16 protein-coding genes are annotated in these 13,498 nt (G+C 62.8%); 13 read left to right on the forward strand and 3 right to left on the reverse strand.

Annotated elements, in window-relative coordinates; all coding sequences use genetic code 11:
- Window positions 1–78: 78 nt before the first annotated feature.
- The 7 genes from ACIPZ5_RS20530 to ACIPZ5_RS20560 all read left to right on the forward strand — a co-directional run bounded on the left by ACIPZ5_RS20530 (window position 79) and on the right by ACIPZ5_RS20560 (window position 7,116).
- Window positions 79–1,035: a sugar ABC transporter substrate-binding protein gene (locus ACIPZ5_RS20530; RefSeq protein ID WP_261943498.1), complete on the forward strand. Its 957-nt coding sequence runs from the start codon at window positions 79–81 to the stop codon at window positions 1,033–1,035.
- Window positions 1,036–1,055: 20 nt separating this feature from the next.
- Complete coding sequence (locus tag ACIPZ5_RS20535; RefSeq protein ID WP_400810321.1) at window positions 1,056–2,609, forward strand: sugar ABC transporter ATP-binding protein; 1,554 nt, start codon at window positions 1,056–1,058, stop codon at window positions 2,607–2,609.
- The gene (locus ACIPZ5_RS20540) at window positions 2,606–3,601 is read left to right on the forward strand and encodes an ABC transporter permease (RefSeq protein WP_261943500.1); all 996 of its coding nucleotides are present in this window, start codon (window positions 2,606–2,608) and stop codon (window positions 3,599–3,601) included. The genes ACIPZ5_RS20535 and ACIPZ5_RS20540 overlap by 4 nt, the downstream gene beginning before the upstream one ends.
- A 4-nt stretch (window positions 3,602–3,605) precedes the next feature.
- Complete coding sequence (locus ACIPZ5_RS20545) at window positions 3,606–4,628, forward strand: LacI family DNA-binding transcriptional regulator (RefSeq protein WP_400810323.1); 1,023 nt, start codon at window positions 3,606–3,608, stop codon at window positions 4,626–4,628.
- Window positions 4,629–4,639: 11 nt separating this feature from the next.
- Entirely contained in the window at window positions 4,640–5,548 is a 909-nt protein-coding gene (gene rbsK, locus ACIPZ5_RS20550; protein WP_400810324.1) for a ribokinase, read from the forward strand.
- Entirely contained in the window at window positions 5,545–5,943 is a 399-nt protein-coding gene (gene rbsD, locus ACIPZ5_RS20555) for a D-ribose pyranase (RefSeq protein ID WP_261943503.1), read from the forward strand. Before rbsK ends, rbsD begins: the two co-directional genes overlap by 4 nt.
- Window positions 5,944–6,108: 165 nt before the next feature.
- Window positions 6,109–7,116, forward strand: a complete 1,008-nt coding sequence (locus ACIPZ5_RS20560) for a nucleoside hydrolase (protein ID WP_400810325.1) — start codon at window positions 6,109–6,111, stop codon at window positions 7,114–7,116.
- Here the strand turns inward: ACIPZ5_RS20560 and ACIPZ5_RS20565 are convergent.
- Window positions 7,088–7,300 (reverse strand): hypothetical protein, encoded by a 213-nt coding sequence (locus tag ACIPZ5_RS20565; protein WP_027920507.1) that lies wholly within the window; start codon window positions 7,298–7,300, stop codon window positions 7,088–7,090. The two genes, ACIPZ5_RS20560 and ACIPZ5_RS20565, sit on opposite strands and share 29 nt — an antisense overlap.
- A 260-nt stretch (window positions 7,301–7,560) precedes the next feature.
- On the opposite strand from ACIPZ5_RS20565, the gene ACIPZ5_RS20570 reads away from it, so the two are divergent.
- Entirely contained in the window at window positions 7,561–7,881 is a 321-nt protein-coding gene (locus ACIPZ5_RS20570; protein WP_400810326.1) for an I78 family peptidase inhibitor, read from the forward strand.
- A gap of 241 nt (window positions 7,882–8,122) precedes the next feature.
- Here the strand turns inward: ACIPZ5_RS20570 and ACIPZ5_RS20575 are convergent, their stop codons facing one another.
- On the reverse strand, window positions 8,123–8,335 hold the full coding sequence (locus ACIPZ5_RS20575) for a cold-shock protein (RefSeq protein WP_003250656.1): 213 nt from the start codon (window positions 8,333–8,335) through the stop codon (window positions 8,123–8,125).
- Between the two features lie 163 nt (window positions 8,336–8,498).
- Window positions 8,499–8,804 (reverse strand): hypothetical protein, encoded by a 306-nt coding sequence (locus ACIPZ5_RS20580; RefSeq protein ID WP_400810327.1) that lies wholly within the window; start codon window positions 8,802–8,804, stop codon window positions 8,499–8,501.
- A 337-nt stretch (window positions 8,805–9,141) separates the two neighbouring features.
- On the opposite strand from ACIPZ5_RS20580, the gene thrS reads away from it, so the two are divergent.
- The 5 genes from thrS to pheS all read left to right on the forward strand — a co-directional run bounded on the left by thrS (window position 9,142) and on the right by pheS (window position 13,381).
- Complete coding sequence (gene thrS, locus ACIPZ5_RS20585) at window positions 9,142–11,064, forward strand: threonine--tRNA ligase (RefSeq protein WP_054887102.1); 1,923 nt, start codon at window positions 9,142–9,144, stop codon at window positions 11,062–11,064.
- Window positions 11,064–11,615, forward strand: coding sequence for a translation initiation factor IF-3 (gene infC / locus ACIPZ5_RS20590; protein ID WP_176509498.1), 552 nt, complete (start codon window positions 11,064–11,066; stop codon window positions 11,613–11,615). The genes thrS and infC overlap by 1 nt, the downstream gene beginning before the upstream one ends.
- 61 nt (window positions 11,616–11,676) lie before the next feature.
- On the forward strand, window positions 11,677–11,871 hold the full coding sequence (gene rpmI, locus ACIPZ5_RS20595) for a 50S ribosomal protein L35 (protein WP_003250667.1): 195 nt from the start codon (window positions 11,677–11,679) through the stop codon (window positions 11,869–11,871).
- A gap of 27 nt (window positions 11,872–11,898) precedes the next feature.
- Window positions 11,899–12,255 (forward strand): 50S ribosomal protein L20, encoded by a 357-nt coding sequence (gene rplT, locus ACIPZ5_RS20600; RefSeq protein ID WP_003250671.1) that lies wholly within the window; start codon window positions 11,899–11,901, stop codon window positions 12,253–12,255.
- 109 nt (window positions 12,256–12,364) lie between these two features.
- The gene (pheS, locus tag ACIPZ5_RS20605; RefSeq protein ID WP_054887103.1) at window positions 12,365–13,381 is read left to right on the forward strand and encodes a phenylalanine--tRNA ligase subunit alpha; all 1,017 of its coding nucleotides are present in this window, start codon (window positions 12,365–12,367) and stop codon (window positions 13,379–13,381) included.
- The last annotated feature ends 117 nt before the right edge of the window (window positions 13,382–13,498 follow it).

Here is a 13,498-nt window from a genome sequence, read left to right on the forward strand (position 1 = left end):
ACCAGGTCTTGTTTCCATAGTTACTCAACGCAAACGTTTGCGATCCGATAAAAAACACAAGATTCGGAGTCATCTCCCATGAAACTGCCGTTCCCCGGTCGTCTGCTGGCGCTCGCCGTCATCTCCTCGCTGTCCCTCGCCCTGCCATTTTCGGCTGCCCAAGCCGAAGAAAAGCCCAAAGTCGCGCTGGTCATGAAATCGCTGGCTAACGAATTTTTCCGCACCATGGAAGACGGCGCCAAGGACTACCAGAAAGGTCACGCCAACGAATTCGACCTGGTCGCCAACGGCATCAAGAACGAAACCGACACTGGCGAGCAGATCAAGATCGTCGAGCAGATGATCAGCTCCGGCGTCAACGCCTTGGTCATCGCCCCGGCTGACTCCAAGGCCCTGGTGCCTGTACTTAAAAGAGCCATGGACGCCAAGATCGTGGTGGTCAACATCGACAACCGCCTTGATCCGGACGTGCTCAAGAGCAAGCAGATCAGCGTGCCCTTCGTCGGCCCCGACAACCGCAAGGGGGCGCGCCTGGTCGGTGATTACCTGGCCAGCCAGAAACTCAAGGCTGGTGACCAGGTTGGCATCATCGAAGGCGTGCCGACCACCACCAATGCCCAGCAGCGCACCGCTGGCTTCAAGGACGCCATGGATGCCGCAGGGATGAAGATCGTCTCGGTGCAGTCTGGCAACTGGGAGATCGACAAGGGCAACGCCGTCGCCGCCTCCATGCTCAACGAATACCCGGACCTCAAGGCGCTGCTCGCCGGCAACGACAGCATGGCCCTGGGCGCCGTCTCGGCCGTGCGCGCCGCTGGCAAGACCGGCCAGGTGCAGGTGGTGGGCTACGACAACATCAACGCCATCAAGCCGATGCTCAAGGATGGCCGCGTGCTCGCCACCCTCGACCAGGCCGCCAGCCAGCAGGCGGTGTACGGCATCCAGGCCGCGTTGCAGGTGCTCAAGGGCGAGAAGCCGAACGTGGACGCCGACAACGTCATCCAGACCCCGGTCCAGCTCATCACCCAGCCCTGACCCCAGCAGGAGAAGTGGCCATGTCAGCAGCGGCCAATGAAGTGGTGCTTGCCGCCAGCGCGCTGGGCAAAAGCTACGCCCAGCCGGTGCTGAGCGGGGTGAGCCTGGCCCTGCGCGCCGGTGAAGTGCTGGCGCTGACCGGCGAGAACGGCGCAGGCAAGAGCACCTTGTCCAAGCTCATCTGCGGCCTGGAAACACCGACCACCGGGCACATGACCTATCGCGGCCAGGCCTACGCGCCGGCCAGCCGCAGCGAGGCCGAGCGCCTTGGTGTGCGTATGGTCATGCAGGAGCTCAACCTGCTGCCGACCCTGACCGTGGCGGAAAACCTGTTCCTCGACAACTTGCCTAGCCGCTTCGGCTGGATCAGCCACAAGCGCTTGCGCCAGCTGGCCACGGCCGCCATGGCCCAGGTGGGCCTGGATGCCATCGACCCGGACACCCCGGTCGGCGAGCTGGGTATCGGCCATCAGCAGATGGTCGAGATCGCCCGCAACCTGATCGGCGACTGCCATGTGCTGATCTTCGACGAACCCACGGCGATGCTCACCGCCCGCGAAGTGGAGCTGCTGTTCACCCAGATCGAGCGCCTGCGCCAGCGCGGCGTGGCCATCGTCTATATCTCCCACCGCCTTGAGGAGCTGCAACGGGTGGCCCAGCGTATCGTCGTGCTGCGCGACGGCCAGCTGGTCTGTGATGAGCCGATCCAGCGCTACACCAGCGCCGAGCTGGTCAACCTGATGGTGGGGCGCGAACTGGGCGAGCATATCGACCTGGGCCGGCGCACGATCGGCGCGCCATTGCTCAAGGTCGACAAGCTGTGCCGCGGCGACAAGGTGCGTGATGTATCGCTGCAGGTCAGGGCAGGGGAGATTTTTGGCATCTCCGGGCTGATCGGTGCCGGGCGCACCGAGCTGCTGCGGCTGATCTATGGCGCCGACCGCGCCGACAGCGGCAGCATCGAGATCGGCCAACCGCTCAAGGCGGTGACCATCGATTCGCCCAAGGCTGCGGTAAAAGCGGGTATTGCCCTGATCACCGAGGACCGCAAAGGCGAAGGCCTGCTGCTGACCCAGTCGATCAGCGCCAACATCGCCCTCGGCAACCTGCCCGCCGTATCCCGCGCCGGCGTGCTCGACCGTGAGGCAGAGCAGGCCCTGGCCGAACGCCAGATCAGCGCCATGCGCATCCGCAGCGCCAGCCCGGCGCAGGCGGTCGGCGAGTTGTCGGGCGGTAACCAGCAAAAGGTGGTGATCGGCCGCTGGCTGGAGCGCGACTGCCAGGTGCTGCTGTTCGACGAGCCCACCCGCGGCATCGACGTCGGTGCCAAGTTCGACATCTATGGCCTGCTGGCCGAACTGGCGCGCCAAGGCAAGGCCTTGGTGGTGGTGTCCAGCGACCTGCGCGAACTGATGCTGATCTGCGACCGCATCGCCGTGCTCTCTGCCGGCCGCCTGATCGATACCTTCGACCGCGAGCACTGGAGCCAGGACCAGCTCCTTGCCGCTGCCTTCGCCGGCTACCAAAAACGTGACGCCCTGCTGCATGAAGCAGCGCCCAGGATGGATGCATGAAGACTACACCCCTCGACACCCCGAGCGGCGCGCCTGTGCGCCGCAGCGGCAGCTACTTTGGCCTGGGCACCTACCTGGGCCTGGCCGGCGCCTTGCTGGCGATGATCGTGCTGTTCTCGTTCCTGAGCAGCCACTTCTGGTCGTACGCCACCTTCAGCACCCTGGCCAACCAGATCCCCGACCTGATGGTGCTGGCCGTGGGCATGACCTTCGTGCTGATCATCGGCGGCATCGACCTGTCGGTCGGTTCGGTACTGGCCCTGGCGGCATCCACGGTCAGCGTGGCGATCCTCGGCTGGGGCTGGGGCGTGCTGCCCGCTGCCTTGCTCGGCATGGCCGTCGCCGCCTTGGCTGGCAGCGTCACCGGTGGCGTCACCGTGGCCTGGCGCATCCCGTCGTTCATCGTTTCGCTCGGTGTGCTGGAGATGGCCCGCGGCCTGGCCTACCAGTTCACCGACTCGCGCACCGCTTATATCGGCGATGCCTACGCCTGGTTCTCCAACCCGGTCGCCTTTGGCATCTCGCCGGCCTTCATCATCGCCTTGCTGGTGATCGTGCTGGCGCAACTGGTGCTGACCCGCACGGTGTTTGGCCGCTACCTGATCGGCATCGGCACCAACGAAGAGGCCGTGCGCCTGGCCGGCATCGACCCGCGCCCGTACAAGGTGCTGGTGTTTGCCCTGATGGGCCTGCTCGCCGGCCTGGCCGCGCTGTTCCAGATTTCACGCCTGGAGGCCGCCGACCCCAACGCCGGGTCTGGCCTTGAGCTGCAGGTGATTGCTGCCGTGGTGATCGGCGGCACCAGCCTGATGGGCGGGCGCGGCTCGGTCATCAGTACTTTCTTCGGCGTGCTGATCATTTCTGTGCTGGCCGCAGGCCTTGCGCAGATCGGCGCGTCGGAACCCACCAAGCGCATCATCACCGGGGCGGTGATCGTCATCGCCGTGGTGCTCGACACTTATCGTAGCCGGCGTGCAGGCCGGCGGAACTGACAACATGGCAACCATCAAAGACGTCGCGGCCCTCGCGGGCATTTCCTACACCACGGTATCCCATGTCCTGAACAAGACCCGCCCTGTCAGCGAGCAGGTACGGCTCAAGGTCGAGGCGGCCATCCTCGAGCTCGACTATGTGCCCAGCGCCGTCGCGCGCTCGCTCAAGGCGCGCAGCACGGCCACCATCGGCCTGCTGGTTCCCAGCAGCGTCAACCCGTACTTTGCCGAACTGGCCCGGGGCATCGAGGATGCCTGCGAGCGCAACGGCTATTGCGTGATCCTGTGCAACTCCGACGACAACCCGCAGAAGCAGCGCAGCTACCTGCGCGTGCTGTTGGAAAAACGCATCGATGGCCTGGTGGTGGCATCGGTGGGCGAGGACGCCGACCTGCTGCAGAGCCTGGCCGGCGTGCGCACGCCGATGGTCATCGTCGACCGTGAGCTGGAAGGCGTCGACGCCGACCTGGTGCGCATCGACCATGAGCGCGGCGCCTACCTGGCGACCCGCCATCTGCTGGAGCTGGGCCATCGCGACATCGCCTATATCGGCGGCCCCGCCGAGACCGGCGTCACGCAATTGCGCCTGAGCGGCTTCCGCCGGGCGATGGCTGAAGCCGAGGCCCAGGTGCTGCCAGGCCGGGTATTGCACTGCGACTTCACCAGCCCAGGTGGCCATGCCGCCGCCGTGCAGTTGCTTGAGGGCGAGCGGCCGACGGCGATCTTCGCCGGCAACGACATGATCGGTTTCGGTGTGTTGCGCGCCGCTGCCGAGCGCAACATCAGTGTGCCGGGCGAGCTGTCGGTGATCGGCTTCGACGATATCGAGCTGAGCCGCTATGTGTACCCGTCGCTGACCACGGTCGGCCAATCGATTCGCGAGCTTGGCGAAAATGCTGCCGCCTTGCTGCTGTCGCGTATCGCCACGCCCCGTCGCGATGCGGCCGAACAGCGCATCGTCGCCCCGCGCATCGTGCTGCGCGAATCCACCGGGCCGCGCCCGGACCTGTTCAACGATTACCGCTAAGGAATTGCGCCATGAATGCCAAGGTAGTGGTGGTCGGCAGCCTCAACATGGACCTGGTGGCCCGCGCCCAGCGGCTGCCGAGGCCCGGTGAAACACTGGCGGGGGAGAGCTTTTTCACCGTGCCCGGCGGCAAGGGTGCCAACCAGGCGGTGGCAGTGGCGCGCCTGGGCGGCAGCGTGGCGATGGTGGGCAATGTCGGGGATGACGCCTACGGCCAGCAGTTGCGCCAGGCGCTGGAAGTGGAAGGCATCGATTGCCAAGGGGTCAGCGTGTGCCCGGGCGTGTCCAGTGGCGTGGCGCTGATCACCGTGGACGCTGCCAGCCAGAACTGCATCGTCATCATCCCCGGCGGCAACGGGCTGCTGACGCCTGAGTCGGTGCAGCGTTTCGATGCCTTGCTGCAGGCGGCCGAGGTGATCATCTGCCAGCTCGAAGTGCCGGCCGAAACCGTGGCCTGGACCTTGGCCCGGGGGCGCGAACTGGGCAAGCAGGTGGTCCTGAACCCGGCACCGGCCACTGGCCCGTTGCCGGCGGACTGGTTTGCCCACATCGATTACCTCACGCCCAATGAAAGCGAAGCCGAGGCCCTGACCGGCCTGCCGGTCAACGATCTGGACAGCGCTCGCCGTGCTGGCGAACGCTTGTTGCAACTGGGTGCCGGCAAGGTGATCGTCACGTTGGGCGCGCAGGGGGCTTTGTTCGTCAGCCGTGACGGCAGCCGGCACTTCCCGGCGCCCCAGGTTCAGCCGCTGGATACCACGGCGGCGGGTGACACCTTCATCGGCGGTTTTGCCGCTGCGCTGGTGCAGGGCAAGGCGGAGGGCGAGGCCATCGCGTTCGGCCAGCGTGCCGCCGCGTTATCCGTTACCCGTGCCGGTGCCCAACCGTCGATTCCTTATCTTGCGGAGCTGACGCCATGAAAAAGACTGCGCTGCTCAACGTCGCTCTGTCGCGCACCATCGCCGGGATGGGCCATGGCGACATCCTGGTGATTGGCGACGCGGGGTTGCCGGTGCCGCCTGGGGTCGAACTGATCGATCTGGCGTTGACGGCGGGGATACCGGATTTTGCCAGCGTGCTGCGCGCGGTGTTGAGCGAGCTGCAGGTGGAGCGGCATGTGCTGGCTGAAGAGATGCAGAAGGTGGTGCCGCCGGCGCTGGTCGAAATCGAGCGCCTGAAGGGCAAGCTGGGCAAGCGCGAGTGGCTGAGCCATGAGGATTTCAAGGTGCTGTCGCGCAGTGCCCGGGCGATCGTGCGCACCGGCGAGTGCCAGCCCTACAGCAACATCGCCCTGGTTTCCGGCGTGACCTTCTAATCGTTCAATTTCTGAAAGCTGGCGAGGTCCTTGTGGGAGCGGGTTTACCCGCGAACACGGGCGAAGCCCGTGCCATCCAGCGCGGTGTCTCTTCGCGGGTAAGCCCGCTCCCACAAGGGCCAGTAATACTTTGGAAACAGGTATCCAAGGCAACAGGAGTGCCCCATGCTCAAACCCTTGCTACAAGGACTCACCCTCATGGCCGCAGCCGCTACCACCACCCTCCAGGCCGCCCCGCGTGACCTGATCATCGACACCGACCCCGGCGCCGATGATGTGGTCGCACTGTTCCTGGCCATGGCCTCCCCCGACGAACTGAACATCCGCGCCATCACCACCGTCGCCGGCAACGTGCGCCTGGAAAAGACCTCGCGCAACGCCCGCCTGGCCCGCGAATGGGCTGGCCGCGAAGACATCCCGGTATACGCCGGGGCAGGGCGGCCACTGGTGCGCCCGCCCATCTACGCCGCCGATGTGCACGGCGAAGAAGGCCTCACCGGTGTGCCGGTGCACGAGCCGAAAAAGCCCTTGGCCGAAGGCAATGCCGTGCAGTACCTGGTCGACACCCTGGGCAGCGCCAAGCCCCACAGCATCACCGTCGCCATGCTCGGCCCGCAGACCAACCTGGCCCTGGCGCTGATCCAGCGTCCGGAGATCGTCAAGGGCATCAAGGAAGTGGTGATCATGGGCGGCGCCCACTTCAACGGCGGCAACATGACCCCGGTGGCGGAGTTCAACCTCTACGCCGACCCGCATGCCGCCGAGGTGGTGCTGGCCAGTGGGGTGCAGCTGACCTACCTGCCACTGGACGTCACCCACAAGGTGCTCACCAGCGATGCCCGCCTGAAGCAGCTGGCGGCCGTGAACAACCAGGCCAGCAAGAAGGTGGTCGACATCCTCCAGGCTTATATCAAGCATGACATGGACGTGTATGGCATGCCCGGTGGCCCGGTGCATGACGCCAGTGTCATCGCCTATCTGCTCAAGCCTGAGCTGTTCAGCGGCCGGCGCATCCACATGCGCGTCGACAGCCGCGAAGGCCCGACCTTTGGCCAGACCATCGCCGATTGGTACGGCGTGCTCAAGCAGCCTGCCAATGTGCTGTGGATCAACGAGGCGGATGCCCAGGGCTTTTTCGATCTGCTCAGCGCGCGCCTGGCTCGATTGCAATAGCCGCGTGCGGCGCGTAGCGCTCGAAGACCTGGTCGATGAAACTGCGCGCCGCTTCACCGCCGCGGTCGCGCACCAGCAGGTCGATGGCGATCAGCAGCAACTCTTCGGGCGTGCTGGGGCTGTAGGCGCTCTGGCCCTCGGCCCATTTGACCTTGATATCGGCGTCGATGCTGTGGCTGCTCATGAAAGGCTCTCGCGGAAGACCCGGGGCGGAGGGGCGAACACCGGATCCTGGCGTTCGAAGAAGGCACTGTGCCTTCACTTCCTAAAGTAAATCATGACTTTGCAACGCACACCAAGCGCCTCGTCGGTTGAGCGGTAAAATTCGGTCACGATTGCCTTTGCCCTCGGCGTGCTGAGTTCAGGCAGACTTGCGCGGTTTTGCAACGAATTAATGAAGGCGCTGTCCCATCAGGCAGTTCCCAGATCGATTTAGGAGGATTCATGTTCCGTACCCGTGCTTTCCTGGCAACCCTGGCGGTGGCTGCTGTCCTGGCTGGTTGCAGCAGTGGCGGTAACTCGGGGGGCGGCAAGGCACCTGAGGCGTCGGCAGGCAATGATGGCCGCTGCGAGGCCAGCGGCGCCGACTTCGCCATTGGCAAGCGCGGTAGTGCCGAGCTGCTGGAGCAGGCGCGCAAGGCCAGTGGTTCGCAGATGGCGCGCATGCTCAAGCCGCACGACGTGGTGACCCTGGAGTACCGCTCCGAACGCTTGAACCTGAACGTGGATGAGCAAGGTGTGGTGACCCGCGTCAACTGCGGTTGATTGGCATGGCAGGTCGCGCATTTCCCTGCCCTGTGAATATTGTGTGGGAGCGGGCTTGCCCCGCGAACACCGGCGGAGCCGGTGCCAAGCGCCGCGTTGCCTGCTTCGCGGGGCAAGCCCGCTCCCACAGGGGGCGCGCTGGATTCTAGTTGCTTCCACGGGAAATCTGTCCCGGCAGGCAGCGACAAACGCCCATAAAAAAACCCGCCACATGTGGCGGGTTTTTTTACAGCTGCCCGAATTACTCCGGACGAACCTGAGCAGCCTGCATGCCCTTCTGGCCGCGCTCGGCGACGAAGGAAACAGTCTGGCCTTCTTTCAGGCTCTTGAAGCCGTCGGATTCGATGGCTTTGAAGTGTACGAACAGGTCGTCGCCGCCGCCTGCTGGGGTGATGAAGCCGTAGCCTTTCTCATCATTGAACCATTTGACGGTGCCTTGTTGGCGATTGGACATGAGGTGAATCTCCAGAACATTTAGTTTTTTCAGTGGTGCAATGCGGCCGAGGCTACGGAGCACGGGGGACATCATAGTCTAATTCTGCGCATCTAGCGCCTTTTACCTTCGCAGGATATTGATCCAGGGCAAATAATGCCTGGCCTGCTCTGGCTTTAAGGTTTCAGCTCTTTGGCGCGCAGGCCTCTTTCACGACGCTTTGCGCCTTCTGCATCAGCTTGGCGTCGACGCCGTCAGTGCTGTCCAGGTCGGCAATCTCTGCGTCGGTGAAATTCTTCTTGATGGCCTGGGCACCACATTCACAGTGCTTTTTCGCAGCTGCGGCGTCGACGCCCTGGCCGCTGGCCGCCTGTTGGCACTGGGTCATGTAGTGGCCTTCCTTCCCGGCAGGGAAGTTGCCAGCGTTGGCAGCCATCGGCAGCAGCAGGGCGCCAGCGGCCGCCAGAGCCAGAAGAGACGGTACTCGCATAACCAGTTACTCCTTGGGTTAAGGTCTCAACAAGAGTAGGTTGCTTCCCAAGGTCTGATAGGAATTTTTCCTCGATAGTTCACCGCAATGGCGTATTTTCCAAATATTTCTACGGGCCGTGCAGCCCGCGTGCTAGCATGCCCGGCTTGCAGCTGACAACGTGCAGCTTGCAGCTATCTTTTTTCTTTCCAGTCACTCTGGTTCGTCCCTGGCAAGCCGAAAGGCTTCTGCCACTGTGAGGCAGGCTTCCCCGAAGGGAAGGCAGGTCGGATCTTGTACTGGCTCATCCCAACCCACGTGACCTTTGGTAGGGGTCACCACTAGGAGAGGAGGCGCCATGCCCGTTATTACTCTTCCCGATGGCAGTCAACGTTCGTTTGATCACGCCGTATCCGTTGCCGACGTCGCCGCTTCCATCGGCGCCGGCCTGGCCAAGGCCACCGTGGCCGGCAAGGTCGACGGCAAACTGGTCGATGCTTGCGACCTGATCAACCACGATGCCACCCTGCAGATCATCACCCCTAAAGATGCAGAGGGACTGGAGATCATCCGCCACTCGTGCGCCCACCTGGTCGGCCACGCGGTGAAGCAGCTGTACCCGACCGCCAAGATGGTGATCGGCCCGGTGATCGACGAAGGCTTCTATTACGACATCGCCTACGAGCGCCCCTTCACCCCTGAAGACATGGCCGCCATCGAAAAGCGCATGATGGAGCTGATCGAAAAAGACTACGACGTGGTCAAGAAGATGACCCCGCGCGCCGAAGTCATCGAAGTGTTCAAGGCCCGTGGCGAAGACTACAAGCTGCGCCTGGTCGAAGACATGCCGGACGAGCAGGCCATGGGCCTGTACTACCACGAAGAATACGTCGACATGTGCCGTGGCCCGCACGTGCCGAACACGCGTTTCCTCAAGGCCTTCAAGCTGACCAAGCTGTCCGGCGCCTACTGGCGCGGCGATGCCAAGAACGAGCAGCTGCAGCGCGTGTACGGCACCGCCTGGGCTGACAAGAAGCAGCTGGCTGCCTACATCCAGCGCATCGAAGAGGCCGAAAAACGCGACCACCGCAAGATCGGCAAGCAGCTCGACCTCTTCCACCTGCAGGAAGAAGCCCCGGGCATGGTGTTCTGGCACGCCAACGGCTGGACCGTGTACCAGGTGCTCGAGCAGTACATGCGCCAGGTTCAGCGCGTCAACGGCTACCAGGAAATCAAGACCCCGCAAGTCGTCGACCGCATCCTCTGGGAGCGTTCCGGCCACTGGTCGAACTACGCCGAAAACATGTTCACCACCTCGTCGGAAAGCCGTGACTACGCGGTCAAGCCGATGAACTGCCCGTGCCACGTGCAGGTGTTCAACCAGGGCCTGAAGAGCTACCGCGACCTGCCGCTGCGCCTGGCCGAGTTCGGCGCCTGCCATCGTAACGAGCCATCCGGCGCCCTGCACGGCATCATGCGCGTGCGTGGCTTCGTGCAGGACGACGCGCACATCTTCTGCACCGAAGAACAGGTGAAGAAAGAAGCCGCCGACTTCATCAAGCTGACCCTGGACGTGTACAAGGACTTCGGCTTCACCGATATCGCCATGAAGCTGTCCACCCGTCCGGCCAAGCGTGTCGGCTCCGAAGAGCTGTGGGACCGTGCCGAAGGCGCACTGGCCGACGCCCTGAACGAGTCGGGCCTTGAGTGGGAATACCAGCCGGGCGAGGGCGCCTTCTACGGCCCGAAGATCGAGTTCACCCTGCGCGACTGCCTCGGCCGTAACTGGCAGTGCGGTACCCTGCAGTACGACCCGAACCTGCCAGAGCGCCTGGATGCCAGCTATATCGCCGAAGATAACAGCCGGGTTCGCCCAGTCATGCTGCACCGTGCGATCCTCGGCTCGTTCGAGCGCTTCATCGGCATGCTGATCGAGCACTACGCTGGCGTGTTCCCGGCGTGGCTGGCACCGACCCAGGCGGTGATCATGAACATCACCGACAAGCAGGCCGATTTCGCCCTTGAAGTGGAAAATGCCCTGAACGGTAGCGGTTTCCGTGCCAAGTCGGACTTGAGAAATGAGAAGATCGGCTTTAAAATCCGCGAGCATACTTTGCTCAAGGTCCCGTACCTTTTGGTTATAGGGGACCGTGAAGTCGAAACACGAACCGTCGCTGTGCGTACTCGCGAAGGCGCAGACCTGGGCTCCATGCCCGTCGCCCAGTTCGTTGAGCTTCTGACACAAGCGGTTTCCCGGCGTGGACGCCAAGAATCGGAGTAATGACTATTAAGCGTGAAATGAGAAACGATAAGCGTGCTGTACCGAAGGCCCCGATCAACGAGAATATCTCGGCCCGCGAGGTTCGGTTAATTGGCGCTGATGGCGAGCAGGTTGGCATCGTCTCGATTGATGAAGCGCTTCGTATCGCTGAAGAAGCGAAGCTGGATCTGGTGGAAATCTCTGCAGACGCGGTACCGCCTGTCTGCAAGGTGATGGACTACGGCAAGCACCTCTTCGAGAAGAAGAAGCAGGCCAACGAAGCCAAGAAAAACCAGAAGCAGATCCAGATTAAAGAAATCAAGTTTCGTCCAGGGACGGAAGAAGGGGATTACCAGGTAAAACTACGCAACCTGGTACGTTTCCTTACCGATGGGGACAAGGCCAAGATCTCTCTGAGATTCCGCGGCCGTGAGATGGCCCACCAGGAGCTGGGCATGGAGCTGTTGAAGCGGGTCGAAACCGACCTCGCCGAATACGGCACCGTTGAGCAGCATCCGAAGATGGAAGGACGCCAGCTTATGATGGTCATCGCCCCCAAAAAGAAGAAGTAATCTCCCGGGCACGGCAGGCCTGATGATTATTGTGTAATTTTATCGAATGCGGAGTTCCAACATGCCAAAAATGAAAACCAAGAGCGGTGCTGCGAAGCGCTTCCTGAAGACCGCTTCCGGCTTCAAGCACAAGCACGCTTTCAAGAGCCACATCCTGACCAAAATGTCGACCAAGCGTAAGCGTCAACTGCGCGGTGCCAGCCTGCTGCACCCGTCTGACGTGGCAAAAGTCGAGCGCATGCTGCGCGTACGTTAATTCTGGTTTAGATAGAGGAAGTTACTCATGGCTCGTGTTAAGCGTGGCGTCATCGCTCGTAAGCGTCACAAGAAAATTCTGAAACTGGCTAAAGGCTACTACGGTGCACGCTCGCGCGTATTCCGCGTTGCCAAGCAGGCTGTCATCAAGGCTGGTCAATATGCCTACCGTGACCGTCGTCAGAAGAAGCGTCAGTTCCGCGCACTGTGGATCGCTCGTATCAACGCCGGTGCCCGCACCAACGGTCTGTCCTACAGCCGTCTGATTGCTGGCCTGAAAAAGGCTTCGATCGAAATCGACCGTAAGGTTCTGGCCGATCTGGCAGTGAACGAAAAAGCGGCGTTTGCTGCGATTGTCGAGAAAGCTAAAGCCGTTCTGGCTTAAGTACCCGCGACAATCACCCGGCGGCGCTTGCGGCGCCGGGCATTGAACGTCATCGATAGGGGAAGAGCCTTCAAAGCTCTTCCCCTATTTTCGTATCTGGAGTCTGTACATGGAAAACCTGGATGCGCTGGTCTCCCAAGCCCTAGAGGCCGTCGAGCGCGCTGAAGACATCAATACCCTGGAACAGATCCGGGTTCAGTACCTCGGCAAGAAGGGCGAACTGACCCAGGTGATGAAGACCCTGGGCAACCTGCCAGCCGACGAGCGCCCGAAAGTCGGCGCGCTGATCAACGACGCCAAAGAGCGCGTCACCGTCGTGCTCAACGCACGCAAGGCCGCCTTCGAAGAAGCCGAGCTCAGCGCTCGCCTGGCTGCCGAATGCATCGACGTCACCCTGCCAGGCCGTGGCCAGACCACCGGCGGGCTGCACCCGATCACCCGTACTCTCGAGCGCATCGAGCAGTTCTTCACCCACATCGGCTACGGCATCGCCGAAGGCCCTGAGGTCGAAGACGACTACCACAACTTCGAAGCGCTCAACATCCCTGGCCACCACCCGGCCCGGGCGATGCACGACACCTTCTACTTCAATGCCAACATGCTGCTGCGCACCCACACCTCGCCGGTGCAGGTGCGGACCATGGAGTCCACCCAGCCGCCTATCCGCATTGTCTGCCCGGGCCGCGTGTACCGCTGCGACTCGGATATCACCCACTCGCCGATGTTCCACCAGGTCGAAGGCCTGCTGATCGACCGCGGCATCAACTTCGCCGACCTCAAGGGCACCATCGAAGAATTCCTGCGGGTGTTCTTCGAGAAAGAACTGGCCGTGCGCTTCCGCCCGTCGTTCTTCCCCTTCACCGAGCCGTCCGCCGAAGTCGACATCCAGTGCGTGATGTGTTCCGGCAAGGGCTGCCGCGTGTGCAAGCAGACCGGCTGGCTGGAAGTCATGGGCTGCGGCATGGTGCACCCGAACGTGCTGCGCATGTCTGGCATCGACCCTGAAGAATTCCAGGGCTTCGCCTTCGGCATGGGCGCCGAGCGCCTGGCCATGCTGCGCTATGGCGTCAACGATTTGCGTCTGTTCTTCGACAACGACCTGCGCTTCCTCGCGCAATTCCGTTAGTGGGCTGTGCGGCCAAGGCGCGCGCCCAAATTCGTGCGCCAGGCTTTGCACCGCAAGGCGCCACGACGAGTCGTAGCCAGCTACGGCGAGGAGTGGCAACGCAGCGGTGCGAAGCCT

The organism is Pseudomonas sp. NPDC089428 (genome assembly GCF_044749325.1).
GTDB lineage: Bacteria > Pseudomonadota > Gammaproteobacteria > Pseudomonadales > Pseudomonadaceae > Aquipseudomonas.

Coding starts and splice junctions, on each gene's coding strand:
- ACIPZ5_RS20530 (WP_261943498.1), top strand. CDS start 79: ATGAAACTGCCGTTCCCCGGTCGTCTGCTGGCGCTCGCCGTCATCTCC.
- ACIPZ5_RS20535 (WP_400810321.1), top strand. CDS start 1,056: ATGTCAGCAGCGGCCAATGAAGTGGTGCTTGCCGCCAGCGCGCTGGGC.
- ACIPZ5_RS20540 (WP_261943500.1), top strand. CDS start 2,606: ATGAAGACTACACCCCTCGACACCCCGAGCGGCGCGCCTGTGCGCCGC.
- ACIPZ5_RS20545 (WP_400810323.1), top strand. CDS start 3,606: ATGGCAACCATCAAAGACGTCGCGGCCCTCGCGGGCATTTCCTACACC.
- rbsK (WP_400810324.1), top strand. CDS start 4,640: ATGAATGCCAAGGTAGTGGTGGTCGGCAGCCTCAACATGGACCTGGTG.
- rbsD (WP_261943503.1), top strand. CDS start 5,545: ATGAAAAAGACTGCGCTGCTCAACGTCGCTCTGTCGCGCACCATCGCC.
- ACIPZ5_RS20560 (WP_400810325.1), top strand. CDS start 6,109: ATGCTCAAACCCTTGCTACAAGGACTCACCCTCATGGCCGCAGCCGCT.
- ACIPZ5_RS20565 (WP_027920507.1), bottom strand. CDS start 7,300: ATGAGCAGCCACAGCATCGACGCCGATATCAAGGTCAAATGGGCCGAG.
- ACIPZ5_RS20570 (WP_400810326.1), top strand. CDS start 7,561: ATGTTCCGTACCCGTGCTTTCCTGGCAACCCTGGCGGTGGCTGCTGTC.
- ACIPZ5_RS20575 (WP_003250656.1), bottom strand. CDS start 8,335: ATGTCCAATCGCCAACAAGGCACCGTCAAATGGTTCAATGATGAGAAA.
- ACIPZ5_RS20580 (WP_400810327.1), bottom strand. CDS start 8,804: ATGCGAGTACCGTCTCTTCTGGCTCTGGCGGCCGCTGGCGCCCTGCTG.
- thrS (WP_054887102.1), top strand. CDS start 9,142: ATGCCCGTTATTACTCTTCCCGATGGCAGTCAACGTTCGTTTGATCAC.
- infC (WP_176509498.1), top strand. CDS start 11,064: ATGACTATTAAGCGTGAAATGAGAAACGATAAGCGTGCTGTACCGAAG.
- rpmI (WP_003250667.1), top strand. CDS start 11,677: ATGCCAAAAATGAAAACCAAGAGCGGTGCTGCGAAGCGCTTCCTGAAG.
- rplT (WP_003250671.1), top strand. CDS start 11,899: ATGGCTCGTGTTAAGCGTGGCGTCATCGCTCGTAAGCGTCACAAGAAA.
- pheS (WP_054887103.1), top strand. CDS start 12,365: ATGGAAAACCTGGATGCGCTGGTCTCCCAAGCCCTAGAGGCCGTCGAG.